The organism is Mesorhizobium sp. M0701, from assembly GCF_040320365.1.
Lineage (GTDB): Bacteria > Pseudomonadota > Alphaproteobacteria > Rhizobiales > Rhizobiaceae > Mesorhizobium.
Window position 1 is genome coordinate 19,212 of sequence record NZ_JAMYPO010000031.1, and the last position, 21,533, is coordinate 40,744.

The 21,533-nt window shown below is 57.0% G+C and carries 20 protein-coding genes; 5 read left to right on the forward strand and 15 right to left on the reverse strand.

The annotated features are described in order from the left end of the window. Window positions 1-36: 36 nt before the first annotated feature. The 11 genes from NKI24_RS24725 to NKI24_RS24775 form a co-directional block, all read right to left on the reverse strand. On the reverse strand, window positions 37-1,293 hold the full coding sequence (locus NKI24_RS24725; protein ID WP_352642660.1) for an ABC transporter substrate-binding protein: 1,257 nt from the start codon (window positions 1,291-1,293) through the stop codon (window positions 37-39). 40 nt (window positions 1,294-1,333) lie between these two features. Further along, window positions 1,334-2,167 carry a carbohydrate ABC transporter permease gene (locus NKI24_RS24730; protein WP_352579683.1) on the reverse strand — a complete coding sequence of 278 codons (834 nt, stop codon included), beginning with the start codon at window positions 2,165-2,167 and terminating at the stop codon, window positions 1,334-1,336. Window positions 2,168-2,169: 2 nt separating this feature from the next. Further along, window positions 2,170-3,120, reverse strand: a complete 951-nt coding sequence (locus tag NKI24_RS24735; RefSeq protein ID WP_352579678.1) for a carbohydrate ABC transporter permease — start codon at window positions 3,118-3,120, stop codon at window positions 2,170-2,172. Between the two features lies 1 nt (window position 3,121). Beyond that, a complete protein-coding gene (locus NKI24_RS24740) occupies window positions 3,122-4,270 on the reverse strand; it encodes an ABC transporter ATP-binding protein (protein ID WP_352693667.1) in 1,149 nt (382 codons plus the stop codon). Between the two features lie 75 nt (window positions 4,271-4,345). Next, the gene (locus tag NKI24_RS24745; RefSeq protein WP_352749095.1) at window positions 4,346-5,185 is read right to left on the reverse strand and encodes a MurR/RpiR family transcriptional regulator; all 840 of its coding nucleotides are present in this window, start codon (window positions 5,183-5,185) and stop codon (window positions 4,346-4,348) included. A gap of 135 nt (window positions 5,186-5,320) precedes the next feature. Continuing rightward, complete coding sequence (locus NKI24_RS24750; RefSeq protein ID WP_352579675.1) at window positions 5,321-6,799, reverse strand: sulfatase family protein; 1,479 nt, start codon at window positions 6,797-6,799, stop codon at window positions 5,321-5,323. Window positions 6,800-6,879: 80 nt separating this feature from the next. Next, entirely contained in the window at window positions 6,880-8,181 is a 1,302-nt protein-coding gene (locus tag NKI24_RS24755) for an ABC transporter substrate-binding protein (RefSeq protein ID WP_352749099.1), read from the reverse strand. 24 nt (window positions 8,182-8,205) lie between these two features. Then, window positions 8,206-9,030 (reverse strand): carbohydrate ABC transporter permease, encoded by an 825-nt coding sequence (locus tag NKI24_RS24760; RefSeq protein ID WP_352579673.1) that lies wholly within the window; start codon window positions 9,028-9,030, stop codon window positions 8,206-8,208. A gap of 2 nt (window positions 9,031-9,032) precedes the next feature. Further along, window positions 9,033-9,911: a carbohydrate ABC transporter permease gene (locus NKI24_RS24765; protein WP_352749103.1), complete on the reverse strand. Its 879-nt coding sequence runs from the start codon at window positions 9,909-9,911 to the stop codon at window positions 9,033-9,035. A 138-nt stretch (window positions 9,912-10,049) separates the two neighbouring features. Next, window positions 10,050-11,063, reverse strand: a complete 1,014-nt coding sequence (locus NKI24_RS24770; RefSeq protein ID WP_352749106.1) for an SIS domain-containing protein — start codon at window positions 11,061-11,063, stop codon at window positions 10,050-10,052. Further along, window positions 11,060-12,034 (reverse strand): N-acetylglucosamine kinase, encoded by a 975-nt coding sequence (locus NKI24_RS24775; protein ID WP_352749109.1) that lies wholly within the window; start codon window positions 12,032-12,034, stop codon window positions 11,060-11,062. Before NKI24_RS24775 ends, NKI24_RS24770 begins: the two co-directional genes overlap by 4 nt. A 229-nt stretch (window positions 12,035-12,263) precedes the next feature. Between NKI24_RS24775 and NKI24_RS24780 the strand changes: the two genes are divergently transcribed. Further along, the gene (locus NKI24_RS24780) at window positions 12,264-13,091 is read left to right on the forward strand and encodes a MurR/RpiR family transcriptional regulator (RefSeq protein WP_352530987.1); all 828 of its coding nucleotides are present in this window, start codon (window positions 12,264-12,266) and stop codon (window positions 13,089-13,091) included. Here NKI24_RS24780 and NKI24_RS24785 read toward each other — a convergent pair. The 3 genes from NKI24_RS24785 to NKI24_RS24795 form a co-directional block, all read right to left on the reverse strand. Then, entirely contained in the window at window positions 13,088-14,305 is a 1,218-nt protein-coding gene (locus NKI24_RS24785) for a D-arabinono-1,4-lactone oxidase (RefSeq protein WP_352749113.1), read from the reverse strand. The genes NKI24_RS24780 and NKI24_RS24785 overlap by 4 nt on opposite strands. A 1,331-nt stretch (window positions 14,306-15,636) precedes the next feature. Then, window positions 15,637-16,419 carry a metallophosphoesterase gene (locus NKI24_RS24790; protein WP_352530991.1) on the reverse strand — a complete coding sequence of 261 codons (783 nt, stop codon included), beginning with the start codon at window positions 16,417-16,419 and terminating at the stop codon, window positions 15,637-15,639. A 377-nt stretch (window positions 16,420-16,796) separates the two neighbouring features. Further along, window positions 16,797-16,967 carry a hypothetical protein gene (locus NKI24_RS24795; protein ID WP_352579771.1) on the reverse strand — a complete coding sequence of 57 codons (171 nt, stop codon included), beginning with the start codon at window positions 16,965-16,967 and terminating at the stop codon, window positions 16,797-16,799. Window positions 16,968-17,268: 301 nt separating this feature from the next. On the opposite strand from NKI24_RS24795, the gene NKI24_RS24800 reads away from it, so the two are divergent. The 4 genes from NKI24_RS24800 (at window position 17,269) to NKI24_RS24810 (ending at window position 19,580) form a co-directional block, all read left to right on the forward strand. Then, window positions 17,269-17,862, forward strand: a complete 594-nt coding sequence (locus NKI24_RS24800) for a DUF6088 family protein (RefSeq protein ID WP_352749116.1) — start codon at window positions 17,269-17,271, stop codon at window positions 17,860-17,862. Continuing rightward, the gene (locus NKI24_RS36000) at window positions 17,855-18,076 is read left to right on the forward strand and encodes a hypothetical protein (protein WP_502894689.1); all 222 of its coding nucleotides are present in this window, start codon (window positions 17,855-17,857) and stop codon (window positions 18,074-18,076) included. The genes NKI24_RS24800 and NKI24_RS36000 overlap by 8 nt, the downstream gene beginning before the upstream one ends. 257 nt (window positions 18,077-18,333) lie before the next feature. Then, window positions 18,334-18,786, forward strand: a complete 453-nt coding sequence (locus tag NKI24_RS36005; RefSeq protein WP_502901487.1) for a nucleotidyl transferase AbiEii/AbiGii toxin family protein — start codon at window positions 18,334-18,336, stop codon at window positions 18,784-18,786. 305 nt (window positions 18,787-19,091) lie between these two features. Next, the gene (locus tag NKI24_RS24810) at window positions 19,092-19,580 is read left to right on the forward strand and encodes a hypothetical protein (protein ID WP_352749118.1); all 489 of its coding nucleotides are present in this window, start codon (window positions 19,092-19,094) and stop codon (window positions 19,578-19,580) included. A 66-nt stretch (window positions 19,581-19,646) separates the two neighbouring features. Here the strand turns inward: NKI24_RS24810 and NKI24_RS24815 are convergent, their stop codons facing one another. Then, window positions 19,647-21,308 carry a DUF6119 family protein gene (locus NKI24_RS24815; protein ID WP_352749120.1) on the reverse strand — a complete coding sequence of 554 codons (1,662 nt, stop codon included), beginning with the start codon at window positions 21,306-21,308 and terminating at the stop codon, window positions 19,647-19,649. Between the last annotated feature and the right edge of the window lie 225 nt (window positions 21,309-21,533).

Below are 21,533 nucleotides of genomic sequence, written 5' to 3' on the forward strand. Positions count from 1 at the left end.
GACGCCGCACGGCGTGCAGCGTCCCGGACGAGACGATCAGTTGGTTTTCGGCAGGAGTGCGCGAACCTGGGACGCCATGTCTGCGAGGGCGGCCTCCGGTTCCTTGGATCCAAGCGCGATGGCCGTCATTTCGTCGCGTAGGACCTCGCCGATCTGAACACCGTTGTCACCGGGCCAAGAGAACCACGGGCGGGCGCGGGGCGTCTGGAGCACGCTGGTGTACCAATTCGGATGCTTGTCGTAGAACGCGCCGAGATGATCCTTGTCGAGGGCAAGCGTGTTCGTCGGCATATATCCGGTATTAGGTACGACAATGCTCTGGCCTTCAGGACCAGTCGCGAACTTGACGTACTCCCAGGCGGCGGCGCGCTTGGCGGGATCGTCGGTGAGGATTACTGCGACCATGCCGCCCGTCGGCATCGTCGCATCTTCAACGCCTAGCGGCTGCTTGGCGGTGCGGAGCTTGAACCGGTCTCCAACATCAGCTTCAAAGCCACTCACACTGCCGGCAGAGGCGAATAAGAAACCAAGTTTGCCGGAAGTGAAGAGCTGCTGGGCAGCGCGCGAGTCGATCGTCGGCTGAGCACCAGCGGTATGGAATCTCTTGAACAGCTTGACTGCGGCCTGGCCGGCAGGACCGTCAAAAGCGATGTCGCTTTGCTTGTCGTTCATCATCCGTCCGCCGAAGCTGCGCACCAGGTTCTGCGTGGTCCAGTCGTCCGAGCCAAGTTGGTAATACATGCCGGACGTTCCATTGCCGAGCGCTCCAATTTTGCCGGCAAGTTCGACGAAGCTATCCCAGTCGCCTGGGATCTTGTCAGGATCGCCACCCGCCTTCTTCACGAGATCGGCATTGTAGTAAACAACCGGCGTCGACATGGCGAACGGAAGACCGTAGAGATGGCCGTCGATTGTTGCGAGAGAAAGGACCTGATCCGTGTAGCCTTTCTCGGCTAGGTGATCCGCGGCAGCGAGATCGTCGATGGGCTTCACGAGCCCACGCGCCACGAGCGGACGCAACACATTGAAGCCGACGTAGTGGACGTCCGGCAACTCGCCCGCCATGCTCTGGCGGATCAACGTTTGGACAGCCTCATCATAACTCGGCGCGGCGACGCGGAAGTTGATCTTGATGTCCGGGTGGTCCTTCATGAAGCGATCGGCAATCGGCTTATGGATTACTTCGTGTTCGGGCCAGGCGTAATAGACATCGAGTTTTGTGTCGGCTTGCGCCGGCATGGCTGCCAGCGCGGCAGTGATGCCGGCGGCGAGGATCATTGCAAGGGTTTTCACATTGCTCTCCTGAGGTTCGAGATGAGGTTTGGAAACGGAGCTAGTGTCGGCCAAGCACCAGGCCCCGGATGAAGTGTTTCTGCATGAGAAGGAAAAGAGCGACTAAGGGCGCGGTCACGAGAACGCCCCCGGCCATAAGCGCACCGACATTTCCGGCGCCTTCGCCCGCCTGCCGGAAATAGGCAATTCCAAGGGAAGGCGTCATCATGTCGGGAGTGGTGATCACCACCAGTGGCCAATAGAGATCGTTCCAATGGGCCACGACAGAGAAGATCGAGAAGGAAGCGACGGCCGGCCATGCTGCAGGCAGCATGATCCGCCGGGCGATCGAGAGCTCGCTGAAACCGTCCAGCCGCGCCGCGTCGAGCACCTCGTCGGGAAAAGTCACGAAGAACTGCCGGAACAGGAAGATGGCAAATACCGAAATGATCCAGGGCAGAACCAGCGCGGCATAGCTATCGAGCAGCCCGGATTTCGCCAGCGCTATGTAGATCGGGATCGTTGGTATCTGCACCGGCACCAGAAGACCGAGAAGGACGGCCGCAAGCAGAATTGGGCGGCCGGGGAAGGATAGCTTGGCCATCGCATAGCCACACGGGATGGCGATCGCGACCTGCAACACAAGAATTGTCAGGCACACGACAAAGCCATTTCCCATGAACCGAAGAAGCGGAATTGCCGAAAGCGCGGTGCTGTAATTGTCAATCGCGCCGTTAAGGGTCGGGGTTGGCAGCAGGCTGCCGTCGAAAATCTCGCTCTGTGGAGTCATAGAGGCAAGGATCATCCACACAAAAGGGAAGACCATTATGATCGCGCCGGTCACAAGCACGGCATGCAAGGCAATGCGGGATGCGGAAGATTGCGCCAGGATCATCATCATCGACCTCCACTTGCTTTCCAGCGCGCCCGGCGCTCGGAGACGTGCATCTGGACGAGCGACAGGAAAGTCACGAAGACGAAGAAAGACACGGAGATCGCTGACGCATACCCCACCCGGAAAAAGCGGAAGCCCTCTTCATAGAATGTGTAGAGAATGACGGAGGTGGACTTCATCGGGCCGCCCTGTGTGAGGACTGCAACCGTTTCGAAGACCGAAAAGGCGCGGATGATTGTCATTACGGTGACGAACAGCGTCACCGGCGCCAGCATCGGCCAAGTCACCAGCAGGAAGCGCTTCAGCCCCGTGTCCGCTCCGTCGATCGCCGCGGCTTCGTAGAGCTCCTCCGGAATGGTTGAAAGACCGGCCACGAAAAGTATCATGTTGAAGCCGACCAGCTGCCAGACGCCGATCGCCGAGAGCGCATACATGGCCGTCGAGGGATCGGACAGGAAGCTGACCGGCGATGCGCCCAAAAGCTGCAGCAATGAGTTGGCGAAGCCGAGACTTGGATGCAGGATCGCTTCCCACGCGGTTGCGAGAGCGACCAGGGTCGCGGCCACCGGTAGGAAGTAGGCGGTGCGATAGACGATGGCAAATCGTGACCGCGCGATCAAGAGAGCAACCAGCAGGCCCCACCCGATTGATGTCGGCACGACCACAACCACATAGAGCGCGGTGTTGCGCAGGCTCTGAGCAAAACCTGGGTCCGTCAGCATGCGCGTATAGTTCGCAAGCCCGATGAACCGGACACCGGCCAAACCAAGCGAAGCATCTGTAAAAGACAGAAAGAAAACTAGAACGGTGGGCCCGATGACAAGAGCGGCAAGCAGCAGCGTCGCGGGTGTGGCCAGGATCATTCCGGCTTGTGCCTGGGCGCGAGCAGGGCGGTAGCCGCCTGAAATGTTCTGAGCCAAGCGACCGATCGGATTGTCGTCGACCACGGCCATATCAGGCTACCCTGCTGTGATCGCGACTCTGGCGCGAGCCGTCCCAAGGAAAGAACCATGCCTTTTCCGAGTCGATGGTCAGTCCCAAGTTGTCGCCGCCACGCAGTGATTGTGCTCGCTCGGCCGAAATCCGGGCGACGAACTCAGCGCCTGCCCCGGCATGGACAAAGACGTGAGCGTCCATCCCTGCATGCTCGATGCGCGTGACGCAAACCGGCAGGGCGCCCGGTCGGTCCCTGTCGACGAGGGATGCATGCTCCGGCCGAAAGGCCAGCGTTCCGGCCTGTCCGGATCCGAGCGCATCGCGAATGATGATCCTACTGCTGTCGATGATGAGCGCGCCGCCGACAGGGGCGGCCACCTCGACCTCGTTCAGGAATGGCTGGGCCAGGAACCGGGCAACATCGAGATCGACGGGTTCGCGATAAAGATCGGCAGGGGCTGCAACTTGGCGCAGCTCGCCGCCAAAAATGACGGCGACACGGTCGGAAAGTGCGGCCGCCTCGGCCTGGTCATGGGTAACGAAGATAGTCGTCGTTTGCATTTCCTTGTGGAGCCGCGCGATTTCGCCACGCGTATGAATGCGCAACGCTGCGTCCAGATTTGCCAAGGGTTCATCCATCAGGAAGATCTTCGGCTTGCGCACCATAGCGCGTCCCAAAGCCACGCGCTGGCGCTGTCCACCCGAAAGCTCCGCCGGCCGGCGGTCGAGCAGCGCATCGAGCTTGAGCAGCGCCGATGTTTGACGGACCCGCTCCTCGATCGAGCGATTGCGTTGGCCGGCCCCTGGCAGCAGGCCGCCAATCACCGGAAGCCGTTCCAAGCTGGTCAGCTCGCGCATGACCAGCGGGGCTGCGATGTTGTCGTACACACTTAGATGCGGATAAAGGGCGTAGCTCTGGAACACGAAGGCCAGGTCGCGGTCCTTCGGCGCCACGGTATCCAGCGCCTTGCCCCCTGCACGCACGTGGCCCTGATCCGCGCGCTCCAGCCCTGCTATTATGCGAAGAAGCGTGGACTTGCCGCAGCCGGAGGGCCCAAGCAGTGTCACAAATTCCCCGGCAGCAATCCTTAGACAGACGCCGCGAAGCACATCAGTCGCGCCATACCGCTTGCCGACATTGTCAATGTGGAGATCCAACGCAGCCATTCCGAGTTCCCTTTCGGTTGGCGACAGGGCTTAATGGAGCTTTATTTCATATTCATGACAATACGGAGTTTAATTTCATTTCGCAACCGATTTCTCCATCGCCTTTCCCAGTGCCAGCATCAGGCTTTCGATCACGAAGATCTTGCCGATCATCGGGGTCAGCGTGCCGCCGATCGGATGGTCGTCAAGGCCGGAGGCCTGCAAGATGAAGTCCGCCGACTTGCCGAGCGGGCTGCGGGCGCGGTTGGTGATGGCGACGGTCAGTGCCCCTGCGGAGCGGGCGCCCTTGAGGAACTGAACCGTATCAACGGTGAGGCCGGATATCGAAAGGCCGATCGCCACGCATCCGGGACTGAGTCCGTTGGCGACTTCGTGAGCCATGTTGGAGTTTCTGAACGCCAGCGCCGTAAGCCCAACTCGCAAGAGCCGATAGGCGAGCAGTTCTCCCGTCACGCCCGACATTCCTGCTCCGTAAAGATCTATCCTTCTGCTCGCCGCAATCACTTCTGCGAGCTTCTCGAGGGCCTCGAGATCGGCATTGCTGTGTGCGATCCTTAGATTCCGAGCCATCGTGTCGTGCAAGGTTTGCAGGGCGGCGTTGGGCTGCTGCGCGGCGGTGGATGGAGGCCTGGGGCGGCCAATCTCTGCCGCCAGCGCCAGCTTGAAATCGCGAAAGCCGGAAAAGCCGATCTGGCGGCAAAGCCTCACAATGCTGGCTTCCCCACTACCCGCGAATTCGCCTAGTTCCCCGACCGAGTGGTGCAACACTTTCTCAGGATTTTCCAGGATGTATTTGGCGATCCGAGCGAGCGCATTCGGCAGATGATCGATGTCTTCCTGCAAGCCAGATAAGATGCTCTCGCGCTCTGCCGCTGTCGCGGCGGGTGAGTTAATGCTCATCGTCATGATACCCATACCTTATGAAGCCGCAGAAAAGAGAGCCAGATGCCATCGGCCCGTCCGACGATTGGCTTCCGAAGCGCGCGCGACCAGGGGCCGACTTCGAGATTGGGAGAACAGGACTAGCCAGTGCTCGCCCGACTGGGAAGACTAGTAGTCCTCAATTCTGTTCGGGCCGGATCCACTTCTGAGCATCATAGCGGAAAAGCTGCGCCCTAAAAGGTCGCATTTCAAGCCCCTCTGATGGGCGCTATCCCAGAGATCATAGTGCTCATTGGGGTCTTCTTTATGATCGAACAACTCTCCTATTCCAACATCATGATATACATTTAGCTTATAGCGTCCATCATAGTACATTGATGCGCGTGACCCCCGGCTCCCGTGGAATCGGAGAGAATTGTGATACTCGCTGACCACGTACGGCTTGTGGTATTCCAATGAGGTGTTGCCAAGCAGCATCTGGTCGAGTGACAGCCCCTGCATAGCGCTGGGGATCTCAAGACCCGACAACGAGAGCAATGTGGGTGCAATATCAACCAGCTCGACGAGTGCATTCGACACCGATCCTTGGGCTGAGCTGCCGGGCACGGAAATCATAAGCGGGACATGCACCAGACCCTCATAGAAACGGCAGCCTTTGTAGAGCAGGCCGTGGTCACCCATCATGTCACCATGATCGCTCATGAAGACAATGATGGTGCGATCCAGCTGGCCGGTTTCCGTCAAAGCGTCCAGTACCCGGCCGACTAGATCGTCGACTTGAGCCACCTCCGCATGATATGCCGCTCTCATCTCCCAAATGTCGAAGTTCGTGGGTGGCGCTTCATGCGTAGGCCCGGCGATCTCGTCATTGTGCGCCTGACCGACGGCTGCTGCGGCCTGCCACGGATCCACCGCGAATTTTGCCTGCTGATCGACTCGTTCAAATTTCTTCTGATGCTCGAGATCGATCGGCCTGAAGACAGGATCAGGCATATCACTTGGGTTGAAACGCCTGAGGTAGTCAGGCGGGGGATTGAGAGGCGGATGAGGTGCGTCGATATTAATGCCTAAATACCAATTACGACCAGAATGCATCTTGATGAAACGCTCTGCCCGATCGCCTGCCCAACGCGCCTGCCGATATTCTGCGGCCGGTCCCGGGCCATAATGTTGGTCAAGATACGGTTTGAAGTAGGCTACGGGATCGACCCCTTTTGACCACATCCACGCATGATAGTCATGGTTGCCTGACCACTCCGGAAATGGCTCAGGGCTCCAGTAGAACTCGGCAAATCCATCGTCGGGGCGCTTTTCTATCATGCCACGAGTGGCAGATAGGTGCAGCTTCCCTATGTGCCCCGGGTAGTATCCGGCATTCGCCATCAGTTTTGGGAGCAAAACGAGATGCGAAGGAAACGTGCCGGCGCCGTTTTGATGCACTTGGTGTGCGATCGGATACAACCCCGTCAGAAAGCTCGTTCGGCTCGGCGTGCAGATCGGGCTTTGACAATACGCACGAGCGAATGCTGTACCCCTCGCGGCCAGACGGTCGATATTGGGAGTTTGCGTGCCCTTGAACCCGAGACACCGCAGCGTGTCCCAACGTTGTTGATCACTGCAAATCCAGACAATATTAAAGTTGCCCAACTCTGATCCTCAAACGCAATAGAGGTCTAATTCGTTCGCCACCGGCGCGTCAATCGCGCCGGTGGCCGGGTGCGTGAAGACTACTTCAAATATCCAGCCCGTTTTAAGATATCCACGGCCTCAGTCTGAGCATCATCCAAGGCGGCCTGGGCACTTTTGCTGCCAACAACCGCCTCCTGCAGGGCTCGACCGAGGCGGTCGCCGATCTCCTTGAATTCAGGGATTCGAGGATAATACCACTCCGGCGCGACCCGAAGAGTTTCAGCATATGTTGCCGCGAACGACCCGTGGCCATAATTGTAGTCGTGCTTGGCACGTATCTCCGGATCGTTCCACAGGGACGATCTCGTGATCGCGACAAAGGTGCTATCGAGTGAAATGCGTTTCATCACATCTTTACTTGTCGCCCACTGAAGGAATGCGGCTGCGGCTGCCTTGTTTTCTGATGCCGCCGGGATGACATAGGCCTGTCCCGCAAATGGCGGGAACCTCCCACTTACTCCGCCGGGCGGCAAAGCGAATCCAAGCTTACCTACGACTTTCGACAGCTTGGGGTCGAGAATGCGGCCGGCAGTAGGAGCGCCTTCCACCGTCATTGCAATGCGGCCCTGCTGCATCGCAATGACGACGTCATCAAACGTTGCTGAGGTGCTGCCAGGCACGGTGAACCTGGTCATCACGTCTGTGTACCATTTCAGCGCCTCCACAGCGGCGGGTGTATTGACCGTGGGCGTCAGATCCGCCGGTTCGTGCGCGAAATATTTGCCGCCGAAAGCATACAGGACCTGGCCCCAAAACCAGATATTCTCACCGGTGTCGGGTTGCCCTCTTAGTGCGGTGCACTGAATATCAGCCTTTTTCAACAGCTCGCAGTCATCGCGGAATTCCTCCCACGTTTGTGGTGGCTGTTTGATACCGGCCTTCTCCAATAAGTCGGGACGATAGTAAAGGAGCTGCGTCGCCGCGAAATGCGGCAATGCCAGTTGTTTGCCGTCCTTATTGTACAGGCGAAGCACGGGAGCGATGAAATCCTGTACATCGGCACTCTTCATGTCGATGTAGTTGTCGAGCGGCTCCAGGATATCGCCAGATGCGTATCGCCCGAACTCCTCGCTCCCTAAGTAGACCACGTCGTAGCTGTTTGAACGTGTCAAGAGCTCGACCGACACCTTCTGAACGGTCGGCGCATAACCGAAGAGATCGAACTGCACTTCAGCGCCGGTCTTCTCTGTGAACTCGTGCGCAAATTTTTTGAGCTCAAGATCGTATGCTGAGTTTGTCGATAGGATCTTTATCTTTACGCCGTCGTACCGCTGCTGAGCCGATGCTCCCCCGCCAATGGCAACACCTAATGCGACAGCAAGAATTCCGATGTACCTCATTGCTTCTCTCCTTGAGCTAACGTTTCACCCTTTCACGGAACCGGTCGTTGTTGAGCCGGCGACGTACTTCTTTACGAACGGCACGAAAACCACGATCGGAACCAGCATAAGCACGCAGGCGGCTGCCGCTTTGCCCCAATCAGTTCCCTCAAACGGCATGAAATTCAGAATTGCGACGGCTGCAGTTTTTGCGTTATCGCGTGTTAGCGTCAGCGCGAAAAGAAACTCGTTCCAAGAACCAATAAAGACTAATATAGCCGTTGCTAAGATGCCGGACCTGGAAATAGGTATCGAGATAAGTGTCATCACCTGCAGCGTTGACGCGCCATCTATGGTAGCGGCCTCTTCGATTTCACGAGGAACTTGGTCAAAAAACGCCGATAAATACCAAATCGCGAGCGGGATAGCGAACGTGGTGTTGACGATGATCAGCGCAATCTTCGTGTCGACCAAATCTACTTGGCGGAAAAAGAGAAAATAGGGGATGATGTAAATCATCGCTGGCGCAGCCCGGAGCGCCAATACCAACGTCAACAGCCTGCGCATGGAAGTCTTCTGCAGATGGGAGATGCCAAATGCCGCCGGGACCGAAAGCGCCATGGTCACTACAATGGTGCTGCATGAGACCACAATTGAATTGATGAGCGCCGAAGAAAAGTCCTTGTCGGCGATTATCGCGGTATAGTGCTGAATGGACGGCTCTCCCACGATCACCGGCGGCCATTGAAACATCTCTGTCGGCTCTTTGAGAGATGTCGAAAGTGTCCACAGGATTGGAGAGAATAGGAATAGCGCGAATGCAGCACAGATGACATATCCGTAGATGTATCGTCCAAGGTCTCGATGCATGATCAGCCCCCGACTCGGCCAGCCGAGATTCGGCGAACAAACCAAAAGCAAGCCCCGACGATTGTGGCTGTGAACGCCACGAGAATTGAGGCGGCATAATCGAGGTCAAGATATGTAAATGCGGTCAGGAAAGCGTAGAAGTTAAGGGGCTCCGTCGCCCCTGCAGGCCCGCCTCCAGTCAGCACGAAAATCACCGGGAAAATGCCGAGGACCTCCAAGGCTTGAAATACTGCAACGGCTCCCATTGCAGGTAAGACAAGCGGTATGGAGATATGCCGTTGGGCCTGAGCCCAGCTTGCACCGTCGAGGCTGGCCGCCTCATAAATCTCGTCGGGGATTGAATCCAGGGAGGAAAGAAGCAGCAAAGCAACTATAGGAACCCCAAACCAAACCGACACGATGATCACGGTAGCAAGCGCTGAGGCCTTGCCTCCCAGCAAGTCGGCGTCGAAATTGTGTCCGAAGAAGCTTGCGAAATAAGACAGGCCGCCCACACCAGGAATGACAAACAATTTCCACACAATTCCGCCTACCGCTGGCGGTACTACGGAGGGAAGCAGGGAAGCTGCTCGCATCCACCGTGTACCGATGAGCTTCTCCTTCAAAGCTAATGCCAGCGCCAACCCACACAGGAGTTGAAGCGCGACGGGCATAACGATTAGGGCAAAAGTCACGAAAGCAGCGTTGATAAATCGGCCGTCGGACAAGAAGCGTGTGTAATTGTAAATGCCGATGAAGGTCGTCTTTCCGGGGAAGGCGATGTTGAAATCCACGAATGAGAGCGCAACGACAGCCGCAATCGGGACGAACGTCGCAAGGCATAGGAACCCGATCGCGGGGGTAACCAGCGCCCAGGACACATTAAGCCGGGAATATGCCATGGGTCCGTTCCTCCTTGATGTCTATGCCCATGTTGAAAGCCTGGCCTGGCTGGCATTGGCGAGCTGAATGGGACCGAGTGCGTCAAAAGTCCGGCTAGGAAGGAGGTCCGGAACGTTGTTATGTCCGGACGTGCGAGCTCAGATCTGCGTTTCCGTTTCGTCCATCGCAACCTTTGTGTCCGTTTGGCTATAACGGAACGGGACATCCGTAAGTCCGGCCGCGTCGGACAGCTCGGCCGCCAGCAGCTGGGCGGGCAGAATGTCTACGATGGCCCGGGCAACACGGTTCTGCAGTGGAGGCACTTTCACAACTGTCAGGGTTTCGTGGTCGTGAGGCAATTCGCTCGCGGTTACTAGAAGAACTGCACAGCCGATTTCGGCTAACTCCTGCGCCAACCGCACTTCGCGACCATCGCCGAATATCAATATCCCAGTCGCCCGATCCATAGATTCCATCGGACCATGCAAGTAGTGCAGCGTGTCGCTGGCGCCTGCCGGAACCCTGACAGCCTCACGAATAAGCAAACAAGCTTCGCCCGCTGTACCAAAGGCGGATATTGCGCCAACGCAGTCGATGGCTCGCTGGTCACGGAAAATTTCGCCAGCACGAGCCATTTTCTTCGCCGAGGTCTTCAGGACCTCGCTTGCGATGTGGGGAATGTCGTTCCAATTAAAGCTCTCTCCACCGCCAAGAGCATCAACCAGCAGCCCGCCTGCCAAAAGCGACCCTGTGAAGCCGGTACTTGATGGCAGCGAATCCAGCCCGGACTCATACCGAATTGCCGTTGAAGCGGCGCGCGATAGCGGGTCATTGCCTTCATTCGTGATTGCAAGGGACGGCAACTGACTGTGCACGTTAAGCGCAGCAATGGGCTCGACGCTCCTTCCTCCGACAGAAAGCACGATAATGGAATCGCCAGGATCTCCCGGCTCAACGAGATCGACAGCGCGCCAGGTATTTGCCCGCCTACCGCGACGCTGAAGTTCGCCGGTCACCACCGCCGCAGCTTCGTAACTCGCGCCTATCCCTGTAACGACCAAAGTTCCGTTTTTGAATTGGGAAAGATCAAGTTTCCGAAGCTGCGGTCGGACAACTTCCAACGCATGGCGAAACTGATCAGGCTGACGGGCAATCGCCGATCTGTAAGTCATTGAACATCCTTGTGTTGAGGCATGATTGGACCTTCAGTGCTGGCCCCACCCGTGCGAAGTTGCTGCGCCATGAGGCAGGCTCCCAAGACCGGCGGCCTGTTAAGGAAAGTGACGGCTACTGTGGCCCCGAAGCGGCTGGCAATTTCGTGAGAAAATGCGTCGGCTAAAAGCGGTTGAGCAAGAATGACCCCACCGCCCACCACAACATGTTTGTCGTGCACGCCGCCTAACATCAGATGGTGGACCAGCTGAGCCAAGGCAGAGGCACCCTCGTTGATGACGCGTTTGGCCAACAGCGAACCGGCATTGGCTGCCTTGAAGACTACGGGTGCGTGGCGGCCCAGAGCGGACGCGCTGCCTTCCTGCGCGATTGAAGTGCCGATGTTTGTGGGGCTGGTCAGCCCAAAGGTTTCACAAAGTGCCTCTACAAGGGGCTCCGTCCTGGCGCCCCCCAAATCAATATGTAACCGCACCGCACGGCCCGCTTCCCGCATCAAACCAGGTGCGCTCCCTTCGTCTCCGATTGCCCATCCCCAGCCGCCTGCGACATGCATTTTGCCGCTATCGTCGCGAGCGACTGCGATCGAGCCAGTGCCCGCGACGACACCTATTCCGCTGGAAAATCCCATGGTGACGGGCAAAAGCTCCGCATCATTGACGACCTTTAAGGGACAGGCGAAATGATTCGACAGTTGCTGCTGAAGCAGGCCGCACTCGGCATCGTCATCGCATCCATGAGAGCCAATCGCGATGCTGTTGGGCGTGGCGTCAGCAGCAAACCGGCGGACTAGCGCGATGAGTCCAGGGATATTGTGGTCACAGGCACCAGAGCGCCACTCACTGGTTGGCACGATCAGGTCGCGGGCCGTACCCTGGTCCGAGCACCCCCTCAAATGCGTTTTGGTGCCACCGATATCGACACCGATCGAGATAGAACACATCTCTTCATCTCTGTTCGTAGTCGCGTGCATCAACCGCGTTTCCAGTTTGGCGGCGGAGAATATCACTATCTCAACTCTGATGAAAGATGATTTTTTTCATCATAACGACGTCCGGTGATTGGGGTCGGTCGGCAGTCCGGAAAAGGTAAGCGGACGGTAGCGGCTCCCTTACGAGAGGCTGTTCACTGCTTGGCTTTCTGCTGAAAATTTCCTATAGCCAGCGGACCTGGACCCTCGTGATGCACGGGATTCGTTTTTAATGCAGGAAAACATTTTAGCGCGATTGCGATCGTCTCAGCCGAGCCTCAGTCCGGCACTCCTTCGCATCAGTGAGTACGTCCTCAAGGATCCCGCGAAGGTCGTGCACCAGACCATCACGGAGGTCGCTGACGGATCTGGATCGAGCGAAGCGAGCGTTTTGCGGTTCTGCAGAGACATCAAATTTTCGAGCTTTCAGCGTTTCAAACTGGCATTGGGAATCGAACTGTCAACTAACCAGACAATCAGACATGCCAGCCCGTCCGGCGACATCATCGACGATACGCTGTCTATGGCCGTCACGGCACTCAATCAGACAAAGGACCTGTTGAACCAGGCCGCCCTTGAATTGGCGGTAAAACATATCATACGAGCGAAAAGTATCGATCTCTACGGTTTGGGCGGCTCTGCGAACGTAGCCCGATATGCGCATTACTTGTTTATTAGATCTGGACTGATGTCGCGCGTGCTGGACGACCCGCATCTCGCCGTCATGAGCGCGGTGAATCTCGGACCCAAGCACGTGGCGCTGGCAATTTCGGAATCTGGCTCAAGCAAGGATACCATCAACTCACTCATGGCAGCCAAGGCTGCTGGCGCGTTCACCATAGCAATCACATGTCACATACGCAGTCCAATCGCTGCCAAGGCGGACGCTGTGCTGGCAGCATCCTCGACGGACACCCCCATCATGCGAGGAGCATTCTCCCGGGTCGCTGGACAATATTTGATCATCGACATCCTCGCCAACATGATCGTTAAAGATGGCAGCAAGTTCCAGGCGGCTATGCAGCGAACCGCAGAGGCTACCATAGATAAAAGCTTTTAACCGAAACGTTCGCGCAGGTAGTCGTTCAGGAAACGACCGTCCGGATCAAAGCGAGCCCTTTGGGAAACAAAATCGCGGTACCTTGGGTACAAGCCTTCGATCTCCGGCCGCCCCAGACTGTGAAGTTTGCCCCAGTGCGGACGACCGTTCGCGGAAGAAAAGATTGTCTCGCAATCACGAATGAAATCCCAGTAATCTTCTCCTGCTGCGCCGGACACGGATATCATCGCAGTCTTTCGTTCAAAGTATGGACTCAGCCAAATGTCGTCAGCCGCTACAGTTCTATACTCCACCGGAAATATCTGCGACGGGTACTTTGTCTTTATCAACTTGCGCATTTCGCGGAATACCGACGGACCGTCCCCGTAAGCCACCGCGTACTCGCATTCATTGTGGTTCGGCATCGGAATTGAACCCGGAAATATCCGGTAGCTCGGCCCTATTCTCTCGCCGACCCGATCTTCGACAGACTCCGGCGATTGAGCCGTGACGTTCAGCGTCCTCAGTTCGCAGACATCGGATTTGCTGCGAGTACGTCCCATGCCAAACGTGTTGGGCAGGCTGTATAACGAGGCCGAGTGTTCGGTCGGGCACCAGAAAACGCGGAGACTCCGGTTTTGTTGGCATAGCTGATCCAGGTGATCCATGCATTCTTCGAAATCCTCACGCCATATTTTGTCATGAAGATCAAAGGCGGGAACAAGCTTCATCGTGACGGAAAGTACTACGCCGAACATTCCGATGGAGACTTTTGCAGCGTTGAGGGCATCCGCGTCCTGTGAAGCATCGATATTGACGATTGATCCGTCGCCAGTAGCTATTCGCATTCCAACTATCGGCCCCGCTAAGCATTTTAAACTGTCACCACTGCCATGCGTACCCGTCGATACGGCCCCGCTTATGGTTTGCAGATCGATGTCGCCTTGATTCGGCAACGCCCAACCTGCAGAGCGCAGTTCAGAGCCGACGTCACAAATCCGCGTTCCGCCGCGAAGCGTCACCCGGCCGTTGGCATGGTCGATGTTTTCGATCCCGGATAGGCGCTCCGCGGAGATCAGAACGCCGTCCGTGGGGACAATTGGCGTATATGAGTGCCCCGTACCAACAACGCGAATTCGCAGGTTGTTCAAGGCTGCTGCCTTTATCGTACTGCAGACGTCATCGTCCGAGCTTGGCATCTCGAAATGCTTTACCCTGCAAACCTGATTGCTCACCCAGTTCCGCCAAATCAAGCTCGGGCCGAGTGTCGGCGATCCCGGTTGTGAAGAAGGCAATGGAGTTCTCCTGGTATGTGTTACTGGGTCCTTTGACGGATACGAGCACGGGCGTGATGGGTATCATCATCGCGCTGTATATAAAAGACGATTTTTTTCATTCTTATTCGAATTGCACCGAGGCGGAAATCCGACTCTCATGCGTCACCAATCGAAAACCGTCTTGAACGGTTTCCAGGCCTCATCGGAGCCGGGCTCTGCTCATCTCAAGCCTTGATGGCTCCCGAACTCAGGCTCGGAAACTAGAGCCCCGCATTATGCGCGGAGGCAGCGGCAGTCGATGGACCAGTGTTGAATTTCGGCTGCATGCGAGCTCAGAAGGGAGGTATCCAAGGGAGCAATAAACATCCACTGTCGTGCCGGACCGAACCTCAGCAGATGTTCTGCCAACCGCACGTATAGGGCTTAAGCGTCATGTGCTTGCTCGTTGTCGAACTTGATTTACTCTAAGACATCACGATTCATCCTTTGATGACCTGCCCGCGCTTTTCATTGCATGCAGGATACCGTGGCTCCCGGAGGTAGCTTCAGTGCGTCACCGTGCCTCATGCTAGGGTGTTACCCCCACAGGTGCGGGCGGAACTCGTCCACGCCGCTGCTAAACCTTCAACATTGGGCAAAGCAAGCCTCTAAGCTCCTCCAACGATGCCTTGGGCTCAAACATTCCTCAGCTGACTGTGATGATGGCGCGCGCGCACTAACGCGCATTAGCGCATATTTGCATTTCGCGCGGCATTAAGGCCGATGAAGCCGTCCTGAATGAGAACGCGCTCGCTCGCAGACACGCCCATAACTTCGCGGCTATCAGCAGCACGGAAGGGTGGGGCTTGCGGACACCGATGTTATCGGAGGAGAAGAGCCGTGGGCTTGCAAGCCCCAAATGTCAGCGGCTCTCATGCGGTGGATGAGTCGAAACTGATGTACTCGATACGACACAAAGGGAATGGTAAGCCAGTGGAGCAGTTCAATTGAGCAGGTGTCGCCAACAGGCTCATCGAGGGGCCAGCTGGATCTCAACCTCGACTGTTTCCATTAAGTGTTCCGGCCAGCTTACACGCCATGACGCTTAGTATAGGCGGTTGTTGATCGTCTCGCTCAATTCCGGAGAGCGTTGCCTGATTCCTTCCGGATGTACCGGGACACCTTCTGCGGCGAGTTTTGTCGAACACCTCGGATGCTATGATTTTCGTCTCCGCAAGGGTGCCCGTCAAAATCGAAGATGATCAGTCCAGGCCGAGGCCGATCGGAGGTCGTGATTGAGGATGCGACACTCATTTCGGGTCACCCGGACGAATAACGGGCAACAAATCAAGTCCCTCGTGACGATGGACGACGACATCCGTTCCGTCCAACATGATGACGTCGTATGAGGGTGCAGCCGCGACGAATATGGGCTTGCCATATTGTTCCCAGTCCAGAACGATATGCTGCGCCGTGCCACGGCTGGCAGTGAAGGAGATTCCTGACAGACTGCCTGCTGCAGCGACATGCCGATGACCAAAGAGCATGTGGCGGACCGATGCGTTTTTCTTAACAATGGAAAAGAACCGCTCGGTCTCCTTCATGTCGCATGTCCTAAAGCAGGGCACATGCAAGTCCGATGGTGAATGGTGCATAGCAACCACGACTGGTCGGCCGGCGCCACGGACAAGCTGCTCTTGGAGCCATTCAAACCGGCCACCGTCGAGACAACCGCCAGGACTAATGTCGTCCTTCGAGTCGAGCAAGACGAGGAGCCACTCGTGCAGGTCTACAGCCGCCTGAACGAAGCCTTCTCCGCCGAAGACGCCTCGAAACGCGGTGCGGTTGTCATGGTTGCCGATGGTCAGATAGACGGGGAGCCGGACGTCCGACAAAATCTCGCGCAAGAGCACATAGGCGGCCGGATCCCCCGTGTCAGCAAGGTCGCCGGTAATAAGGATGAGTTTCGCATCTGCGTGTACGCGCGAGACGTGGTCCAAGGTGTCGCATAATCTCTGCGCCGGATCGATGCCGTAAAGCATCTTGCCAGGTGCGACAAAATGGGGGTCTGTTATATGAATGATTTTTTGCATTGCTCCACACTTACATAAGCCCGACTCCGGAAGGAAATGGGGCAAGAAACAGGTCTTAGGTTGGACCAGTAAATGACCATTCGTTATGGGGACCATTTATCGGCCACAAAAGCGACGATTTCAGCGGCGCTGACATGGACCGGGCGCCGCAATATGTTGCCTTGAGGCCCATTATGCGACCGCCTTCGTCGCTTCGTTACACAGGCACCTCAAAATTTGTGCCATTTCCGCCCGTTCAGAGTGGACGGCTGCGTACCGCTTGCAATCGTTTCGGCCGGGCCGGTAGAATCCTCGACCTCCCGCTAGGTCACCTTGATTCATGGAGTGTCAGGCGAAAAGTTTCCATGCGGAGCCGGCCCCATTCGAGCGGCCGGGTTTTACTTTCCGGCGTCCTGCACCAACGCAACGAGGCCCGGCGTCGGCGTCGGCTCCAACTCGGGGAAACCGCGCAAGCCTAGCAGGGCCAGGCACGCCTTGTTGCGGGCATCCACGACCGCCTGCAGCCGCTCCAAGGATGCCGCCCGCCTGTGCTGAATCAGCGCATCCACGATCGCGCTACGTACCGGTTCCCTCCGAAAATGGTCAGGGGCCACTCCCACTTCGATGTGGGTCCGCCGCTGGCTTGGGGCTTGGGGCCGGTTAGACCGCGCCGAAGCCCCGCGGGCCTTCACGGCCTAGATGAATTTTGAACGTGCCTCTCTTCCGGGGCTGCCCAGCTTTCTATGAAATCCAGCGGATCTACGCTTTCCATCATTGCCCTCGCGAGCGTCATACGGCGCCAAACACGGCCCTTGATTGTCAGAAAAATAGAGTATGAAAGCGAGGGCACCATCAGCGTCAGATCAGATTATGAAGCGCGCGCACGCCAGCGGCCGCGGCAGTGTTTTCACGCCCAGTGATTTTCTCGACATTGCTGGCCGTGCGGCAGTCGATCAGGCTTTGTCGCGTCTGGTCCAAGGCGGCAAGCTCCGACGCCTGGCCCGCGGCCTTTACGATTTCCCCAAAGTGCACGCAAAGCTTGGTCCGCTATCACCGGCGCCAGACGACGTAGCTCAAGCACTCGCCGGTGAGACTGGATCGCAGGCACAGATCACTGGAGCCCGGGCAGCAAATGCCCTTGGCCTATCCACGCAGGTGGCAGCCAAGAGCATTTATCTCACCGACGGCCCATCCAGGCGTGTTGTGCTTGACAAGCGAACCGTCGATTTGCGTCACGCTTCCCCGAAGCATCTGATCGCGCCGGGTAGCCCAGTCGGGACCATTGTCCAGGCCCTGCGGCATCTTGGTCCCTCCCGCGCCATCGATATCGCTCATGTGGCTGCCCGCAGTCTATCTGCCGGCGACAAGAAGGTGCTTCCTAACAGTGCCGTACAAGCCCCAGCTTGGATGAGGCCAACGCTTATGTCTATCGCTCTAGGCGCGTCCGGGCCGGCTGATGGATAAGGTTGCTGTTTCAAACCGCTCCGATCGCTCCGCGCTGTTCGGCCAGGCAGGCGCGGCGCGTGGCGTCGACAACACCATCATCGAGAAAGACTTCTGGGTCTGCTGGACGCTGAAGCGGCTCGTCGAGTTACAAAAAGAAAACGCACCCGCCCTCGTGTTCAAAGGCGGGACGTCGCTGTCGAAAGCCTTTACACCTCTCCTTCGATCGGACTGACCTTGGTTACACTGGTGAGCGCGATCCCGAGAAAGAAGGCCTTAGTCGAAAAGCTGCGGGCAAACTCATCGATGCCCTCCTAGCCGATACCGAAAGGTACATCGCGGATTCAGTTTTGCCGCCACTTCAAGACGCCATCGCCCTCGCACCTCGGCATTCCAGATGATGGTGGATGGTCACTGGGAATCGACGGTAACGACCCCCAGACCGTTAACTTTCACTGCCCCACTGCCCTGTCGGCGGGAGAGTACGCAGGCATGACTTACATCACACCTCGGGTGAAGCTAGAATTCGGCGCCCGAGGCGATCCATGGCCGACCGAACAGCGGACCATTCGCCCATATGCGGCCGACGACTTTCCGGATTTCTTCGACGATCCAGACTGCGCCGTAACCGTGCTGTCGGCACGACGCACATTCTGGGAAAAGGCCACTGCACTTCATGCGGAGGCACACCGGCCGGATGAAATTCCGACTCCGCAATACTTCTCGCGGCACTACTATGATATCGCGATGCTCCTAGAAACTGCGGATGGGAAGGCCGCAGCGACCAACTTCGACCTCCTCGAGCAGGTGGCGAGGCACAAAGCAGTATTTTTCCGCTCGGGGTGGGCTAACTACGATACCGCCCGGCCCGGCACGTTACGACTGATGCCCTCTGAGGCCAGGCAGAGAGACCTCCGCGCTTCTATCGCGACATGTCTCCGATGATGTTCGACGAGAAGCCATTAGCATTCGACGAAATCCTTGCCCGGATTCAAATGCTGGAGGGCGAAATCAACGCCCTAGCCTCGGCTCCCTAAATTCCTCCGAATAGTAATGTCGCATTCCGCTACCGAGCGAATCTATTCCAAGCGTTCCATCCCGTCTTAGGCCTGTTTTCCAGTGTGAATGTTAAAGGGTTAGTATGCGCTCGATTCATTCCCCATTCTGAGCTGTAGACAAGCGTCATCCGTTCTTGACTTGTTCCGAAATCATCACGCATATCAGTTACCCAAAGCTGGCGGAGCAGACGAATGAGCAATTTGGAGTTAAAAGAATTTCATTCCTTCCTTGAAGAGTTGATTGAGGAATCGTCACGCGAGGGACGGTTCTCGGTCGACAAGACTATTAGCACGATTGTAACCCGGTACCCCGAGCGCATTGCGAATGTTCAGGATCACATCAACGACCTGGGTCTCAGGGCGCTGGTTCGAAACAACTGTCGCGCTAAAAATAGCGCGGCCAGCACCGGCCCTGACATGTTTGGCCACTATCGCCTCGGCAAACGTATTTCAGTATCGTACCGAGATGAGAAGGGCAAACTGCGCTGGGATAGGAAGCGGCGCAGCGAGTTATCTTTTGCTGACCTCGATGAGATCGTGGCACGCTGGAGTGACCGTCCCACCCGTCAGTCGCAGGAACGCCGGGATTTCGACGATATCGCTAGAAGGACGAAACCATATCGCAACGAGGCGCACAGTGTCGGCGAGGCCCTCGAGATGGCGCAGCGAGACGGCCGATAGACTAGCATCCCGCGTCGGGCAGCAGCCTATTTCCGCTGAAACTTCCTAGCCTACCAGATGCTGGACTTATGCGGGTTCTACAACAGCTTCCGCATTCGCTGCGGCCTTTTTCTTACGCTTCTTTTTCATTCCTTCCGCGTCGGCCGAGTTGTCGGATACGAAGGTGTAGCTGCGCTCTATGCCCCGCACATGAAGAGCCTTCATAGTTCTCATCATGCTGATGCGGGAAAAGAGAGGCAGATTGAGCGACCGGTTTGCCGGGTCCTTTCGGGTAACAATGACAAACTGAATATGGCACTTGCCATCGGCTAGGAGAGCCATTGCGTTTTCTGACCCCTCGGCATCCAGCGCTGCCGTAAGGAGCACCGCCAACCTTGCGACCGCTTCGGTATCCAGCCGAAGAAGCTCAATCGCGTTGATCCCTTGATTGAAAAGGTGGCTGAGCTGAGCCGAGAGCGTCGAAATCTTAACATGATAGAATACCGCACTTCCGTTCTGGACTGCCAGCAGGTCGCATGGTTCCACCTGCGTCTGGCCTTCAGGAGCGATGTTCGTTTTGTCGAGGCACGCAATTCCGGCCTGGGCCTGGGCAACGGCCAGATTGTACGCACCTTCGCTCAACTGCGTATAGGCGGGAAGATTTGCGGCGATGTAGAGCGGATCGAGATAGGTGGTGAGGCGGGTAATGTAATTGTTGTCGACGCGGTACCATTGTCCTTCCGAGAAGTGGAACGTTGAGCCACCCGCAATCGCGAGCGTTGTATCGAACACAAGGCTCTTGAGAATGCTGTACCTGTCTCGCGAGGCCCCGTCCTCATCCGTGAGGACGAGGCTGTGGTGAGACAGGTCATTAAGACCCACGTCGGCCAGTTCGAAACTCCTGCTGGCGAGGTAGTCATAGTAGCGCCCGATATACACGTCGTCATATATGAGGCTGGGGCCAGTGCCAGAGAAGGCGACGAACACGTTGTCGCTGTAGTTTATAATCTCCGGGACCGTGAGGTTTAGGTCCGGGTCCTTGGCATGTAGAGCCGCCAACAACTGTTCGTTCAGAGCAACGAGTGTTGCCGGATCCTTCACTGGCACGATGTTCTGTATACCTGGAAATGATACTTTGAACTGCTCGGCGCCGTATAGCTCCAGCAGCTTCTCGCAGAGCTGAGCAAGACCCTCAGCGAGAGTGTCGGTGCTGATGCGCAGATTGCTGGCACCGGTAGCATGGCGAAATAGTTCCTTGTGTTCGTCTCGCACTTTGCCGGTAAGGCTCCGCAGGATGGTGCTGTCGCGATCGAAGTCGAAAAGTGTCAGCTCTGACTCGATCGGCAGCTGCGTACGCTGGCGCTTTGCCGCGCTCGGCTCGAGCGTGTCCGTGCTTTTCAGCTTTTTCGGATCGAGGCTGTTGAGCGTGACACGCAGGCCGAAGTCATACTCGTAGCTCGTATCCCTGAGATTGTGTGCTACATGTCCGAACGATAGCGCGAAGCACCTGCCGCCAATCGGAAGAAAAACGAGTGCACCCTTGCTCACTTGGTCGAGATTCTTCTGGACGCCGAAATAGCCCCTCCACCAAGGTGGCCGCGGGTCACTGTCGAGCACGAAAAGTGTGGCCCCCTCGGGCAGGAAGCCAGCTTGGACCTCTGCATCCAGCGGATGGTCGTCGACAAGCGCATTTGCTTGGTCGAACCCCGGCTTGAGCAGATAGATTGAAAAAGATCGACTCTTGGACATGCATCCCCCCAAACTGTAATGGTAAGGGGATGGGAGGCAAAATACAAACAGCGTGCGCTACTGATTATTGAATATCCGCGTGGCTTTGGCCTCGTGGCTTTCGCTGGGCTGCTCACCGGGGACCGTCAGTCGCGCTAACTGCCTCGATTGCGGCAACATCGACCTTCCTCATGTCCATCGTCGCCTCAAACATGCGTTTTGCTGTGTGACTTACCCCACTGAGAT

Coding starts and splice junctions, on each gene's coding strand:
- NKI24_RS36000 (WP_502894689.1), top strand. CDS start 17,855: ATGGATAAGGTTGCTGTTTCAAACCGCTCCGATCGCTCCGCGCTGTTC.
- NKI24_RS24790 (WP_352530991.1), bottom strand. CDS start 16,419: ATGCAAAAAATCATTCATATAACAGACCCCCATTTTGTCGCACCTGGC.
- NKI24_RS24775 (WP_352749109.1), bottom strand. CDS start 12,034: ATGCACGCGACTACGAACAGAGATGAAGAGATGTGTTCTATCTCGATC.
- NKI24_RS24730 (WP_352579683.1), bottom strand. CDS start 2,167: ATGATCCTGGCGCAATCTTCCGCATCCCGCATTGCCTTGCATGCCGTG.
- NKI24_RS24770 (WP_352749106.1), bottom strand. CDS start 11,063: ATGACTTACAGATCGGCGATTGCCCGTCAGCCTGATCAGTTTCGCCAT.
- NKI24_RS24765 (WP_352749103.1), bottom strand. CDS start 9,911: ATGGCATATTCCCGGCTTAATGTGTCCTGGGCGCTGGTTACCCCCGCG.
- NKI24_RS24780 (WP_352530987.1), top strand. CDS start 12,264: ATGCAGGAAAACATTTTAGCGCGATTGCGATCGTCTCAGCCGAGCCTC.
- NKI24_RS24810 (WP_352749118.1), top strand. CDS start 19,092: ATGAGCAATTTGGAGTTAAAAGAATTTCATTCCTTCCTTGAAGAGTTG.
- NKI24_RS36005 (WP_502901487.1), top strand. CDS start 18,334: ATGACTTACATCACACCTCGGGTGAAGCTAGAATTCGGCGCCCGAGGC.
- NKI24_RS24745 (WP_352749095.1), bottom strand. CDS start 5,185: ATGGGTATCATGACGATGAGCATTAACTCACCCGCCGCGACAGCGGCA.
- NKI24_RS24760 (WP_352579673.1), bottom strand. CDS start 9,030: ATGCATCGAGACCTTGGACGATACATCTACGGATATGTCATCTGTGCT.
- NKI24_RS24740 (WP_352693667.1), bottom strand. CDS start 4,270: ATGGCTGCGTTGGATCTCCACATTGACAATGTCGGCAAGCGGTATGGC.
- NKI24_RS24755 (WP_352749099.1), bottom strand. CDS start 8,181: ATGAGGTACATCGGAATTCTTGCTGTCGCATTAGGTGTTGCCATTGGC.
- NKI24_RS24800 (WP_352749116.1), top strand. CDS start 17,269: ATGAAGCGCGCGCACGCCAGCGGCCGCGGCAGTGTTTTCACGCCCAGT.
- NKI24_RS24815 (WP_352749120.1), bottom strand. CDS start 21,308: ATGTCCAAGAGTCGATCTTTTTCAATCTATCTGCTCAAGCCGGGGTTC.
- NKI24_RS24735 (WP_352579678.1), bottom strand. CDS start 3,120: ATGGCCGTGGTCGACGACAATCCGATCGGTCGCTTGGCTCAGAACATT.